Below are 14,574 nucleotides of genomic sequence, written 5' to 3'. Positions count from 1 at the left end.
AAGCATCCTTATTTATTATAAGTACCATATATGAAACTGACTCAAATCACTGGAGATAAAATAATTAATCAGTAAAACCACAAAACAGGCAACATTTAAAAGCGCCATTCGGTAACCGCGCCAATGATGAACAGCCAGTAAATAAATATACGTGCTGTAAAAACCAAGAAGAATGATCGAGCCAATCACTTTCGCATCCTGCCAGGGAAGAGCATCGTACCACCTGCCTGCCCAGAGAAAACCAAAGACCAGCCCTGCGAATAAAAGAGGGACTCCGATCACTGTGGTCGTGCCTGCCAGCTTTTCCATTTTCGGAAGGTTCTCCATCCTGATTAACCGTTTCCCCCACAGCTTTCTTTTTAAAAGCTGGTGCTGCAGCACATACATCGCTGAGAATACAAATGCCAGTGTGAACGAAGCATAAGAAAGCAGAATAAAAATTATATGCACAACGAGCGTTTCAGATAGCAGCAGTGTTTCAAGCTCGTTTGGGATATCGCCATTAAACGAAAACGAGCTGAACGTCATCAGTAAAAAACCGATCACATTTAAAAAGAAAACCAGTACATCCATTCGAAAAAACCAATTCACAATAAGTGAAATGGTTACAAGAGACCAGGCGTAGAAGTACATGCCTTCAAAAGGCGTTATTACGGGCGCACGGTCATACATAATTATTCTAAGTACTAAAAAGGCCGTCTGCGACGCCCAGACAATAGAAAGCAACCAGAAGGCGAGTCGGTTCACCTTCCGGTTGGTCTGGGAAAAATCAACGAAGTAGCAAAGGACGCTCAGGCCGTATAGTACAATCGTTAAAATATAAATAATTCCTTCGGCTGCAACCATCCTGACGCCCCTCTCTTAGGAACGAACAGCGACGTCTGTCGCGTAAGCATACGGAAGGCGGAATCCGCGTGATTCTCTAGAGGCATTCCATTCCTCCTCCGCTTCTTCCTTGCGTATTTGGCGCTCCTCTGCTGCTCTTGCTTCTTCTACTTCCTCTTCAAGTGCAAAGATTTCAGTAAACAGCTGCAGCATTTCTTCTGCATCGTTATTATCAGCCATTTCTTTTGCTTTTGTTATCGGATCCTTGATCATTTGATTAATGATACTTTTCGTATGCTTACGCAGTACTTTTTTCTCCCGCTCCGTAAGCTCCGGAAGTTTACGCTCTACGCTTTCCATAGTATCTGCCTGGATGGCCAAAGCTTTTGTGCGCAGAGCTGAAATCACCGGCACCACTCCGAGCGTGTGTACCCAGTCCTTGAAGTCCGACACTTCGGCATGGATCATTCTCTCCATCAGTGCCGCAGCTTTTTTACGTTCCTCCATATTGGAATTTACGATATCCTGCAGATCATCAATGTCATACAGAAAAACGTTATCGAGCTGATTCAGTGCCGGATCAAGATCTCTTGGCACAGCAATATCCACCATAAACAGCGGCTTGCCTTTTCGTTTCTTGTTAGCGGAAGCAACCTGTTCTTTACTCAGTACATACGCATCCGATCCCGTGGAGGAAATCAACACGTCTGCCTGTACAAGCGCATTAGTAAGCTCATCCATCGATTTTGCTTTTCCATTAAACTGTCTGGCAATCTGTTCTGCTTTTTCGTACGTGCGGTTAAACACCGTCACTTCGGCAGCACCGCCCGAATGCAGGTGTTTAGCTGTCAATTCGCTCATCTTTCCGGCTCCCAGAACAAGCACGCGTTTATTTTTGAACGAGCCGACTACTTTTTTTCCAAGCTCTACAGCCGCATAGCTGACCGAAACGGCATTGTCATTAATTTCTGTTTCGTGATGGGCCCGTTTGGCGTACGTGACTGCACGTTTAAACAGTTCGTTAAATATTGTGCCGGTGGTATCATTTTCATGGGCAGTAGCAAGTGCATTTTTCACCTGTCCCAGTATTTGCGTTTCTCCGATCACCATGGAATCCAGACCGCTTGTGACCTGAAATAAATGCTGCACTGCTGCATCATTTTCACGTATATTCAGGAAAGGGCCGAATTCTTCCTGCGGCATTTCAAACCAGCGGCCGAGAAATTTTTTCACAAAATGTCTTCCTGTGTGCAGCTGATCGACGACCGCATACACTTCTGTCCGGTTACAAGTAGATACGATGACGCATTCCAGGATACTTTTCATATCACGAAGCTCCTGCAGTGCCTGAGGAAGCGTATCCTCTTGAAAAGCCAATCGTTCTCTCGTTTCAACTGGAGTTGTTTTATAGTCTAATCCAGCGACAATAATATGCATGTTCGTATCTTCACCCCCTGCGTCATCAATACCATGTTTAATGCAACCACCAGATGTTCAACTCTATTTTTACATTCCACTCTTCACACAACCCATTGTATCACACAACCATTTATCTTTTAGCGTTAATTTGTGAACAAGGGCTGACAGTTTCTTTTCTGATTTATTTATCATTCACTCACTTTTACAATGTATAACTTCCACTTTTTATTTTCAAATAAACTGCTCAATAGCCCGCCACGCTTCATCTTTTCCCTGGGCAGTTTCTGCAGAAAACACCACCGTCTGGTCTTCTGACTTAAGATTAAGCGTTTCTTTGACACGCTTTAAATGCCGGGGACGTTTGTTTTTTGTAATTTTGTCCGCCTTTGTGGCGATAATGACTACCGGAAGCTCGTGGAATTTCAGGTAATCGTACATCGCGATATCATCTTTTGTCGGCTCGTGGCGAAAATCAATAATCAAAAAAGCGGCTTTAAGCACATCTCTGCTTTTAAGATATTCTTCCATCATTTCGCCCCAGGCAGCCCGCTCACTTTTTGAAACTTTCGCGTAGCCGTAGCCGGGGACGTCTACAAACAAAAAACGATCCTCGATATTATAAAAGTTGAGCGTGCGTGTTTTACCGGGTTTTGAGGAAGTCCGGGCCAGATTTTTTCTTGCCAGCAGGGAATTAATAAATGAAGACTTCCCTACGTTGGACCTTCCGGCCAAAGCAATTTCCGGAAGCCCCCCCTCAGGGTACTGCTTAGGGCTGACCGCGCTTATCACCAGCTCCGATTTATGAACTTTCATGTTTCTCCTCCAATGCTTCTTTTAACACTTCATCAAGATGTTTCACCGTGATAAATGTAATGTCTTTTTTGATGCTCTCCGGTATATCTTCCAGATCCTTTTCATTATCGGCCGGTATTAGGATCGTCGTTAGACCGGCCCGGTGGGCGCTCATTGATTTTTCCTTCAGTCCGCCGATCGGCAGCACTCTGCCGCGCAGAGTGATTTCTCCGGTCATTCCTACTTCCTTTTTCACTTTTCGTCCGGACAATGCAGACACCAGGGCTGTTGCAATCGTAATACCAGCGGAAGGCCCGTCCTTTGGAGTGGCTCCTTCCGGGACGTGGATATGAATATCCCATTTTTCCTGAAAATCAGGATCCACTCCCCAATCGTCCGCTTTTGCCCGAATATAGCTGAAAGCGGCCTGGGCGGATTCTTTCATAACATCGCCTAGTTTTCCGGTTAACTGGAGCTGGCCGTTTCCTTTTGCAAGAGAAACTTCGATAGATAGAGTTGTGCCGCCAGCCGAGGTATAGGCAAGGCCGGTAGCTGCCCCCACCTGGTCTTCTTCTTCCGCGCGTCCATAGCGGTATCTTGGACGTCCAAGCAGTTCTTCAATTTTCCCTGGCGTTACTACTACCTTTTTATTTTCACCCATAACGATCAGCTTTGCTGCTTTCCGGCAAACCGCTGCAATTTCTCTTTCCAGTCCCCGGACGCCTGCTTCTCTCGTGTACTCGCGGATCAGCTTCAAAAGAGCCCCCTGCCGGAATTGAATACTGCCCTTTGTCAAGCCATTCTCTTTAATCTGCTTTTCTACAAGGTGATTTTTGGCGATACCTTCTTTTTCAACTTCGGTATACCCGGCTATTCGGATAACCTCCATACGGTCAAGCAGCGGCTCAGGAATGGAATTCATATTGTTGGCGGTGGTGATAAACATCGTTTTGGAAAGGTCGTACGGCTCTTCCACATAATGATCTTCAAATGTATTATTTTGTTCCGGATCTAATACTTCAAGCATGGCTGAGGACGGGTCTCCGCGGAAATCACTTGCCATCTTGTCGATCTCGTCAAGCAGAAATACCGGATTAACAGTTCCAGCTTTTTTCATGCCCTGAATAATGCGTCCGGGCATAGCGCCGACATACGTTCTTCGGTGGCCGCGTATCTCTGCTTCATCCCGGATGCCTCCGAGGCTCATTCTCGTGAAGTTACGGTCGAGCGAGCGGGCAATGGAACGTGCTAAGGATGTTTTTCCAACGCCTGGCGGTCCGGTAAGGCACAAAATAGGTCCCTTCACTGATTCTGTCAGCTGTTGTACAGCTAAGTGCTCGAGCACCCGGTCTTTGACTTTTTCGAGGCCGTAATGATCTTCGTCGAGCACACGCTGGGCACGCTTAATGTCGAGCTGGTCTTCAGTTTCCTCATACCACGGTATATCCACAAGCCATTCGATATATGTCCGGATAACGGAAGTCTCTGCAGAAGCCCCAGGCATTTTTTCGTATCTCCGGAGCTCCCTTTCGGCCTTTTCCTGAACCTGCTCCGGCATGTTTGTCTGCTGAATTTTTTCCCGCAGTTCATCGACTTCGCTTTCTTTTCCGTCAGATTCTCCGAGTTCTTTTTGGATGGCCCGCATTTGTTCGCGCAGGTAGTATTCCCGCTGCGTTTTTTCCATGGATTTTTTCACGCGCTGGCCAATCTGGTTTTCAAGTCCTAATACTTCTTGTTCTTTCTGCAGAATATCGATAATTTTACGAAGCCGCTCCGATGCAGTGAACTGTTCAAGCAGCTCCTGCTTCTCTGCCACTTTTAACGGCAGATGGGAACTGATCATATCAGCGAGCCGGTCAGCTCCTGCTATATCCTGCACCGACTGTATTGTTTCACTGGAAATACGCTTGGAGGCAGTGGCGTATTGTTCAAAAGCCTCGAGTGCTTTTCTCATAAGCGCCTGCTCTTCAGTTGAATCTGTGTGCTCTTCTGTAGGCAGTACTTCCATTTCCACTTCGAAAAAATCGTCTTTGTCGATAAACTCTTTTATTTCTGCGCGTTCCAGACCTTCCACCAGCACACGGATAGTTCCGTTTGGAAGCTTCAGCATCTGCTTGATTTTTGCCACCGTACCGACATGATACACATCAGCTTCTCCCGGATTATCTACTGATAAATCTTTCTGCGTTACGAGCAGGATGCGGCTGTCTTTCGCATTAGCCTGTTCAAGGGCTTCTACTGATTTATCTCTTCCCACATCCAAATGAAGCACCATCGAAGGGAAAACAAGCAGCCCGCGAAGCGGCAGCATCGGAATGGAGATCGTGGTTGTATTTGGCATTCATTAACACCTCTATCGTCAAATTATGTTCGTTTGCTGGGCAATAATACAGTTGTTACGTTCTAAAGGTATACTATTTATTTTATCCTATTTATAAATTTACTGTCTATGAAACATTACTCATTGACAGGAAGTGGCGTATAAATACTATGTATAAATAATCAGAACCCCCGCACCATACGGATGCGGGGGTTTCTGTATAAGGTCCCTTTTCATTCAGGCGAAAAACCGTTTATGCACTTTCTTTCGGTTTGTACTGTTTTAATGTCACTTCTTTGCCGTCTTTTGTTTTTAGAAGAGGTGATCCATCACTATCTACGCTTTCTGCTGTAATAGTGCAGGAAACAATTTCTTCTTTGGAAGGCAGATCATACATGACATCAAGCATGATGCCTTCGATAATAGAACGAAGTCCCCGAGCCCCGGTTTTACGCTCAATTGCTTTGCGGGCAATCGCACGTAGCGCGTCTTCAGTGAATTCAAGCTCCACTTCGTCCATTTCCAGCAGCTTCTGATACTGCTTAACGAGCGCGTTTTTCGGCTGCGTAAGAATTTCAATCAATGCTTCCTCGTCCAATTGCGACAAGCTGGAAATAACCGGGATACGGCCGATAAATTCAGGAATCAGGCCATAACGGAGCAGGTCTTCCGGCAGAATCCGGCTCATGTATTCATCGTGGCCCATCTCTGCATTTTCAGATTCCGCTCCGAAACCGATAATTTTACGGCCGAGACGTTCTTTTACAATCTGCTCGATACCATCAAATGCACCGCCGCAGATGAAAAGCACGTTGCTTGTATCGATCTGGATGAATTCCTGATGAGGATGCTTTCTGCCGCCTTGCGGTGGAACACTTGCTGTTGTTCCTTCCAGAATTTTCAGGAGGGCCTGCTGCACCCCTTCCCCGGACACATCACGAGTAATAGACGGGTTTTCTGATTTACGGGCTACTTTATCGATTTCATCAATATAAATAATCCCTTTTTCAGCTTTTTCTGTATCGTAATCAGCTGCCTGGATCAACTTCAGCAGAATATTTTCCACGTCTTCGCCTACGTACCCTGCTTCTGTTAAAGAAGTCGCATCCGCGATCGCAAACGGGACGTTCAGAATACGGGCCAGCGTCTGGGCTAATAACGTTTTCCCGCTACCGGTCGGGCCTAGAAGCGCTATATTACTTTTGGCCAACTCCACATCGTCGGTTTTCTTAGTCGAATTTACACGTTTGTAGTGATTATAGACCGCTACAGAAAGTGATTTTTTCGCTCTTTCCTGGCCGATAACATAATCATCAAGTGTCTCATTAATTTCGTACGGCTTCGGAATTTCTTCGAATTCCACTTCTTCTTCTGAACCTAATTCTTCTTCCACGATCTCCGTGCACAGTTCGATACATTCATCACAAATGTATACCCCGGGCCCGGCGACCAGTTTACGAACCTGATCCTGAGTTTTTCCACAGAAGGAACATTTCAACTGACCTTTTTCTTCATTGAATTTAATCAACTGGTTCACCCCTCACCTAAATATGAAACGCTTGAAACAGCGTAATGTATACAATCAAACCGTCTGATTGAGCCTTCCAGCTATTCTTCTCAGCGCGGCATATTCTCTGTTCTATCTACAAACAAATATTAATTCTTCGTTTACTATATAGGAGATTTTTAAATAACACAATTATTGCGCTTGAGTTGAATTGTATCATACTTTCCTATGGAAATCGAAACAATACCCTCCGCCCTGCGCAGGGCAAAACAATTGGGTTTTAAGCGTTTTAGGCGGAAAAATCCTGAAGGCACACTTCACCCTCAGGATTTTTACAGCATTTATGCCTTATTCGCTTTCGGCTTCTTCAGCTTCTGGTTTTTCCTTCTTCGGTACAGTTTTGCTGTGCTCTACAAGGTAATCAATCGCACGCTGCAGACGAAGATCCTGTTTCAGCATATCCACGCCGCCCTGCATTTCGATGAGGCTGCGGATTTCTTCTTTATCACGCTGGTACATGTCAGCCATTTTTTGAAGTTCGTTTTCCACGTCTTCTTCACTTGCTTCGAGGTTTTCCTGCTCGGCTACAGCTTCGAGTGTCAGATTCATGCGGACACGTTTTTCAGCTTCCGGCTGGAACTGCTCTTTCATGCCTTCTTCGTCCGTACCAGTAACCTGCTGATACATTTCAAGAGTCATTCCCTGGGACTGGAGACGCTGGCTGAATTCCTGAAGCATACGGTCGGATTCTGTGTTGATCATTGCCTGCGGAATTTCTGCTGAAGCTTTCTCCGCTGCTTGTTCAACTACTGTGTCACGCTCGTGATGCTCTTTTTCATGCTCACGATCATGTTCGAGCTGATGGCGCACTGCTTCTTTAAGTTCGTCGAGTGTTTCTGCTTCGTGCTCTTCTACGTCCTTCGCGAATTCATCGTCGAGCTCTGGAAGCTCTTTACGCTTGATTTCATGAAGTTTGACATGGAAGACAGCTTCTTGCCCGGCAAGGTTTTCAGCATGGTATTCCTCCGGAAAGGTAACCGTAATGTCTTTTTCTGTACCCGGCTGCATGCCTACAACCTGCTCTTCAAATCCTGGAATGAAGGAATCGGAGCCGATTTCAAGCGAATGATTTTCCGCACTGCCGCCTTCAAAAGCTTCTCCGTCTACGAAGCCTTCGAAATCAAGTACAGCAGTATCCCCGTCCTGAACTTCGCCTTCTTCGACCACGGCAAGATCTGCATATTTGCTTTGAAGATTTTCAAGCTCTTCATTCACTTCTTCATCTGATACAGAGGTATCGAACTCTTCTACTTCAAGCCCTTTAATTTCGCCGAGCTCTACTTCCGGCTTCACGGTAACTGTTGCTGTGAATTTCAGGTCTTTGCCCTTTTCCACTTCTTCCACATCAATTTCCGGCCGGTCAACTGGTTCAATTCCCGCTTCATCCACTGCTTCGGCATAAACATCCGGAAGCAGGATATCCAATGCGTCCTGATATAAAGACTCTACTCCAAAACGGCTTTCAAAAAGCTTCCGCGGTACTTTTCCTTTACGGAATCCTGGAATAGATACATCGTTTTTCACTTTATTAAATGCTTGATCCAGAGCTTTATCAAACCGTTCCGACTCTACGTCTACGGTTAAGACTCCCTGGTTTCCTTCTTTCTTTTCCCAACTGGCATTCATTCAAATTCCCTCCAAATAACTAGGTTCTACCGTGTAAACAACTACCCTATTATAACATAACACTAAACCATTTCAATGAATGAATCATTTTCCGCTAAACTTACTCCCACAAGGGATTAAACAATACTCTCAAATGGGGTGTTTCAAATTTCCTGAATGAACCCCTGAATCCTTTCATATTCCTGCTGCATCGACTTAAATCCTGGTTCAGCCACCCCGTAAAAATCCCTGATACCCTGTTCGTCCGGGAGCGGCTCAAACTGCCGGAGCGTCTCGAAGTGCAGAACTGCTGCCAGCACTTCAATCTGGACTGAAGGCGGGAAAGGATAGTAGTACAACAGCAGCTGCTGCAGCAGCTCTTTTGCATGCTGCAGAAGAACCGGGTCTTTGTCGCTGAGCGAGCTGTCCAGCAGAAACGAGGACTCCTTATATGAACTGCTTTCTTCCAAAGCCGGCAGCGTCGAGGGGGCAAATTCCCCTTTCCTTCCCAGCTTCTCCACCCATATAGTCTCCTCGACCTGCCAGTCCTTTAAGAGCAGCAGAAGGAAACTCTTCATTAAAGGAGAGGTCTCCGGGCGGGCAAGCAGCTCCCTTATCGCAGACATCCATGTTTCCGGCCCTTCTTTTCGAAGCACGTTTAACACATTCAGTTTCTGCTCCTCCGTGCCCATTTGAAGTATCATTTCCCATTCCACCGGCAGCGAAGAACGGTCCTCCAGTATTGGATTATTATATTGTTCTGTATCAACTTCCGTCTGCATCATTCCGCCAGCCAGGGTATACAACTCCTCGAACTGCTCCCGAAGATGGCTAGGGATGCTTTTTGTCTCCTGTACTTCGTCCAGCGTTTCAACTACCTGGTCGTACCTGCCCAGTTGGGCCAGGACCGGCACATATACTTGCAGGATTTCGAGAAAATCACTGGTCCTGTCTTGCAGCAGCTCTTCCCCCCATGCGGCTGCCTTCTGCAGTTGCCCTGCTTCAGCATACGCCAACAGAAGACCATAGGAAGCATCCGGGTTAACACTGTCATGCATCAGTGCATGGCGAAACACATGTACTGCCTGTTCTTTTTCCCCCGCTTTCAGTTGTTCAAGTCCCTGCTTAACCAATTGGCTGGCTGTTCCGGGGAAAGAAACAACCTTCTGCTTCGGCATTTTACCCATCTGAAGCCTCCTTCTGTGCAAATCCGCTATGCCAGTAGATCATACATTTTCGGGCGGGCAGGTCAAATTGTATATTATGTATAAAGCTATGCAGCAAATCTTAATGCACAAAAGAAGACGGCCGCTATGGGCCGCCTATCCCGCTAAACTTTGACCCGTTTTTCATACGCTTCGATGTCTTCTTCATATTGAAGCGTAATACTAATTTCATCCCATCCGTTTAACAGCATCTCTTTCCAGTAAGGATCTATTTCAAATGTCGCCTGAAAACCTTCATTTTTATCAGAGATCTGCTGTTTTTGTAAATCTACTGTTAAGTGGTACTCTTTATTCTTCCCGTTCTGCATCAGTTCATAAACCTGATTTTCGGGTAGTCTTACCGGCAGTATGCCGTTTTTAACACAGTTGTTGTAAAAAATATCTGAATAGCTGGGTGCGATAATAACCCGAAACCCATAGTCCTGAAGGGCCCACGGGGCGTGTTCCCTCGACGAGCCTGAACCAAAATTGTGATCAGCAATCAAAATCGAAGCATTGACTGCCGATGGATAGTTCAGTTCAAAAGAAGGGTCTTCTTCCCCGTCTGACTTGAAACGCCAATCGAAAAATAAGAATTGACCGAACCCAGTACGCTCCACGCGCTTTAAGAACTGCTTCGGAATAATCTGGTCTGTGTCCACATTAGCCCTTTCCAGTACAGCCGTATTTCCTTCATGCACCGTGAGTGCTTCCATCCCGGTCCCTCCTTATGACGAAACTGTTTTATCTAAATTGCGCACATCTACGAAGTGTCCATAAATAGCAGCCCCTGCTGCCATAGCCGGACTGACCAGATGTGTCCTTGCTCCTTTTCCCTGCCTGCCTTCAAAGTTCCTGTTGGAGGTGGAGGCACACCGCTCTCCCTCCGGCACGAAATCAGGGTTCATACCGAGGCACATGCTGCACCCCGAGTCTCTCCATTCAAATCCAGCTTCCTTGAACACCTGGTCGAGTCCTTCCTCTTCCGCCTGCAGCTTTACCTGCTGGGAGCCCGGCACCACCATTGCCCGGATGCCCTCAGCTACTTTGTTGCCGCGGATAATTTTAGCAGCTTCACGAAGGTCTCCGATCCGTGCATTGGTACAGGAACCAAGAAACACATGCTGCACATGGATATCTGTAATTTTCGTCCCGGGCTCCAGTGCCATGTAATCCAGCGATGTTTTAATCACTTTTTTTTCAGTGGCATTTCTGCCGTCTTCCGGATACGGAACGGTGCCATGGATACCTACACCCTGAGATGGATTGGTCCCCCATGTTACCATTGGCTCAATTTCGTCTCCGGCGATCACCACGCGTTCATCGTATTCGGCTCCTTCGTCTGTAGCAAGCTGGCGCCACTGGTTCACTTTTTCATCAAACGCTGCACCTTCCGGTACAAATCGGCGGCCTTTCAAGTAATCAAACGTCACCTGGTCCGGGCTGATCAGACCGGCACGCGCGCCGGCTTCGATAGACATGTTGCATATCGTCATCCGCTCTTCCATTGTCAGTCCACGGATTGCCTCGCCTGTATATTCCAGTACATAACCGCTGCCGAAATCAACGCCGAATTTTGCAATGATCGACAAAATAATATCCTTGGCTGTTACCCCGGTGCCCAGTCTTCCATCCACATGGACCTCCATCGTTTTCGGAGGAGACTGCCACAACGTCTGCGTGGCAAGCACATGCTCCACTTCACTTGTACCAATTCCAAAAGCAAGAGCTCCAAAAGCACCGTGAGTAGACGTGTGACTGTCACCGCAAACTATCGTTTTCCCTGGCTGGGTCAGTCCGAGCTCTGGACCGATAATATGCACGATACCGTTATTTGGGCTGTGAATATCAGCAAGTTCCACGCCAAACTCTTTACAGTTATCAAAAAGAGTATCAATCTGCTTTTTCGAAATGGCGTCTGTAATAGACTCCCGGTTCAACGTCGGCACATTATGATCCATCGTCGCAAAGGTCAGATCCGGCCGCCTTACCGGGCGTCCGCTCAGCCGGAGTCCTTCAAAGGCCTGCGGGGACGTGACTTCGTGGACCATGTGAAGGTCAACATACATTAAATTCGGCTTACCGGCTTCGGCACGAACTGCATGCTCATTCCAGATCTTATCAATGATAGTTCTAGGCTTCATGGAACTTCCTCCTTTTATTATTTTAATGCCAGCCTCTCAATATGACGGCATACAGCTTTTGTGATTTCGTCGGTCGAGGCAGCAGAGGTTTCACCCCTGCTTAGGTCTGCTGGAAGAAGCCCCTCTAAAAGTACCTGTTCAATAGCTTCTTCTACGACATCTGACTCTCTCTGAAGGCCGAATGAATATTTCAGCATCATGGCACTTGAAGCGATCGTGGCCAGAGGATTGGCTATTTTCTTTCCGGCGATATCAGGTGCCGACCCGTGGACCGGTTCATATAAAGCTGGCTTTTCACTGCCTATGCTCGCAGACGGCAGCATGCCGAGTGACCCTGTCAGCATGGACGCTTCATCGCTTAAAATATCTCCAAACATGTTTTCCGTTACGATGACATCCAGCTTTTTGGGATCATACATAATTTGCATGGCAGCGTTATCTACAAGCATATGCTCAAGCTCCACGTCCGGGTAGTCTCTGGCTGTTTCTTCGGCTGTTTCCCTCCACAGGCGGCTTGATTCAAGAACGTTCGCTTTATCAACTGATATTACTTTTTGCGTGCGTAAACGGGCAATTTCAAAAGCCTGCTGAACGATTCTTTGAATCTCTGATTTTTTATATACCAATGTGTCCACCGCTGCTTCTTCCCCATCGATGGTCCGGCGTTCTCTCGGCTCACCAAAATAGAGACCTCCGGTTAGTTCCCGGACAATCATCACGTCGACTCCATCAATAACTTCTTCACGCAGAGGCGAACTGTGCAGCAAACTTTTGAAACTGCGGACCGGGCGCAGATTGGCAAACAGTCTTAATTCTTTACGGATGCGGAGCAGCCCCTTTTCCGGACGTTTTTCTCCCGGAAGGTGGTCCCACGCCGGGCCTCCTACTGCCCCGAGCAGAATGGCATCGCTTTTTTTACAAATATCAAGCGTATGAGCAGGAAGCGGGTCATCGTACTTGTCCACCGCACCTCCGCCGATATCTGCATACTCAAACGTAAATGAATGGTTAAACGATGTTTCAACCTGCTTCAGCACCTGAGCTGCAGCCTCTGTTACTTCCCGTCCGATACCGTCACCGGGCAGGATCGCAATCTTCTTTTCCATTTCGATCTCTCCCTTGTCCGCTGCTTCAGTAATTATTTTATGGCGTGGATATATTTGCTACTTTCGGCTGGTTTTCTGCACGCCGCTGGTTCATTACACGATTCACCGCGTTAATATACGCTTTTGCAGAAGCTTCAAGCACATCGTTATCTGTTCCGCGTCCACTTGATTCTGTTTCTTCAAATGCCAGGCGCACAAATACTTCTGCTAACGCATCGCGGCCACCGGTGGTGGACTGGATACGATAATCCTGAAGTGTAAATCCTTCACCAACAATTTTTTCAAGCGTGTTGTAAAGAGCTTCCACACTTCCCGAGCCAGTACCTGCATGCTCGAGGCGCTCTCCTGCCTGATCCAATACCGTAACCGTAGCAGTTGGTATATTGGCGGTTCCATACGTGACCTGCAGAGTTTCAAGAGTATAGTATTTTACCGCATCGCCGGCTTTCTCATCGGCCATTAAAGCAAAAATATCTTCATCCGTAATCTCTTTTTTCTTATCTGCCAGTTCTTTAAATGATTTAAAGACTTTATTGATCTCTTCTTCGGTGGCATTGTAACCAAGAGAAATAATTTTTTCTTTAAAGGCGTGCCGGCCGGAAAGTTTGCCGAGTACCATCCGGTTCGCTTCTACACCGACAAGCTCCGGCGTAATAATTTCATACGTTGACGTTTCTTTCAATACGCCGTCCTGATGAATACCGGATTCATGGGCAAAAGCATTGTCGCCGACGACGGCTTTGTTGTTTGGAACCTGCATACCCATCAGGGAACTGACAAGGCTGCTCGTCCGTTTAATTTCGTTTAGCGTAATATTGGTCGATTTGCCATAAAAATCATTCCGGATATGCAGAGCAACTGCAATTTCTTCCAACGAAGCATTGCCAGCACGTTCTCCAACCGCGTTGATGGTACATTCCACCTGCTCGGCGCCGCCTTCTACAGCAGCCAGCGAGTTAGCGGTCGCCATGCCGAGATCGTCATGGCAATGCGCTGACAGTACAGCTTTATCGGCGTTCGGTACCTCATTCTTAATATAGCGGAACATACTGCGGATTTCCTCCGGCATAATAAAGCCGACTGTGTCCGGCAGGTTCACTACGTCGGCGCCGGCATCGATAACTGCTTCGACGACTTCTGCCAGGAATGGCAGCTCTGTCCGGCAGGCATCCTCTGCAGAAAACTGGACTTTGGCAAAACGTTCTTTTGCATAGCGTACCGCGTTAACCGCTGTCTCAATTACCTGTGCCTGTGTCATATGAAGCTTGTGCTCACGATGGATGGGGGAAGTAGCCAAAAACACGTGAATTCTTGGCTCCGCCCCTCCTTTTAACGCTTCCCAGCAGGCATCGATATCAGAAGTAAGCGCCCGGGACAAGCCGGTTACTGAACTGTTTTTGACAGTATCCGCGATTTCCTTTACAGAACGGAGGTCGCCTTTAGAAGCAGCTGGAAATCCCGCTTCAATAATATCAACACCCAGACGTTCGAGCTGTTTCGCAATTTGAAGCTTTTCTTCAAAGTTCAGGTTGACGCCCGGCGTCTGCTCTCCATCTCGAAGCGTCGTATCGAAAACGTTAATGTTTTTCAC

The 14,574-nt window shown here is 47.0% G+C and carries 11 protein-coding genes; all 11 read right to left on the bottom strand.

Features of this window, described 5'->3' with window-relative positions; all coding sequences use genetic code 11:
* Window positions 1-15: 15 nt before the first annotated feature.
* The 11 genes from B5066_RS10190 to B5066_RS10140 all read right to left on the bottom strand — a co-directional run bounded on the left by B5066_RS10190 (window position 16) and on the right by B5066_RS10140 (window position 14,574).
* Entirely contained in the window at window positions 16-846 is an 831-nt protein-coding gene (locus B5066_RS10190; RefSeq protein ID WP_079475817.1) for a cytochrome C assembly family protein, read from the bottom strand.
* A gap of 15 nt (window positions 847-861) precedes the next feature.
* A complete protein-coding gene (hemA, locus tag B5066_RS10185; RefSeq protein ID WP_079475816.1) occupies window positions 862-2,262 on the bottom strand; it encodes a glutamyl-tRNA reductase in 1,401 nt (466 codons plus the stop codon).
* Window positions 2,263-2,475: 213 nt separating this feature from the next.
* Window positions 2,476-3,057, bottom strand: coding sequence for a ribosome biogenesis GTP-binding protein YihA/YsxC (gene yihA / locus B5066_RS10180; RefSeq protein WP_079475815.1), 582 nt, complete (start codon window positions 3,055-3,057; stop codon window positions 2,476-2,478).
* Window positions 3,044-5,377, bottom strand: coding sequence for an endopeptidase La (gene lon, locus B5066_RS10175; protein WP_079475814.1), 2,334 nt, complete (start codon window positions 5,375-5,377; stop codon window positions 3,044-3,046). The genes yihA and lon overlap by 14 nt, the downstream gene beginning before the upstream one ends.
* A 232-nt stretch (window positions 5,378-5,609) precedes the next feature.
* The gene (clpX, locus tag B5066_RS10170; RefSeq protein WP_079475813.1) at window positions 5,610-6,884 is read right to left on the bottom strand and encodes an ATP-dependent protease ATP-binding subunit ClpX; all 1,275 of its coding nucleotides are present in this window, start codon (window positions 6,882-6,884) and stop codon (window positions 5,610-5,612) included.
* Between the two features lie 327 nt (window positions 6,885-7,211).
* Window positions 7,212-8,549, bottom strand: a complete 1,338-nt coding sequence (gene tig / locus B5066_RS10165; protein WP_079475812.1) for a trigger factor — start codon at window positions 8,547-8,549, stop codon at window positions 7,212-7,214.
* A 143-nt stretch (window positions 8,550-8,692) separates the two neighbouring features.
* Window positions 8,693-9,715, bottom strand: a complete 1,023-nt coding sequence (locus B5066_RS10160; RefSeq protein ID WP_079475811.1) for a tetratricopeptide repeat protein — start codon at window positions 9,713-9,715, stop codon at window positions 8,693-8,695.
* A gap of 143 nt (window positions 9,716-9,858) precedes the next feature.
* Window positions 9,859-10,449, bottom strand: coding sequence for a 3-isopropylmalate dehydratase small subunit (leuD, locus tag B5066_RS10155; RefSeq protein ID WP_079475810.1), 591 nt, complete (start codon window positions 10,447-10,449; stop codon window positions 9,859-9,861).
* Between the two features lie 12 nt (window positions 10,450-10,461).
* Entirely contained in the window at window positions 10,462-11,877 is a 1,416-nt protein-coding gene (gene leuC / locus B5066_RS10150; RefSeq protein ID WP_079475809.1) for a 3-isopropylmalate dehydratase large subunit, read from the bottom strand.
* A 17-nt stretch (window positions 11,878-11,894) separates the two neighbouring features.
* Window positions 11,895-12,983 carry a 3-isopropylmalate dehydrogenase gene (gene leuB / locus B5066_RS10145; protein ID WP_079475808.1) on the bottom strand — a complete coding sequence of 363 codons (1,089 nt, stop codon included), beginning with the start codon at window positions 12,981-12,983 and terminating at the stop codon, window positions 11,895-11,897.
* Window positions 12,984-13,020: 37 nt separating this feature from the next.
* Window positions 13,021-14,574: a 2-isopropylmalate synthase gene (locus tag B5066_RS10140; protein WP_094908461.1), complete on the bottom strand. Its 1,554-nt coding sequence runs from the start codon at window positions 14,572-14,574 to the stop codon at window positions 13,021-13,023.

The organism is Marinococcus halophilus (assembly GCF_900166605.1).
GTDB lineage: Bacteria > Bacillota > Bacilli > Bacillales > Marinococcaceae > Marinococcus > Marinococcus halophilus.
Note: the sequence above shows the minus strand (reverse complement) of the source record. Positions and strands in the feature narration are given on the sequence as shown.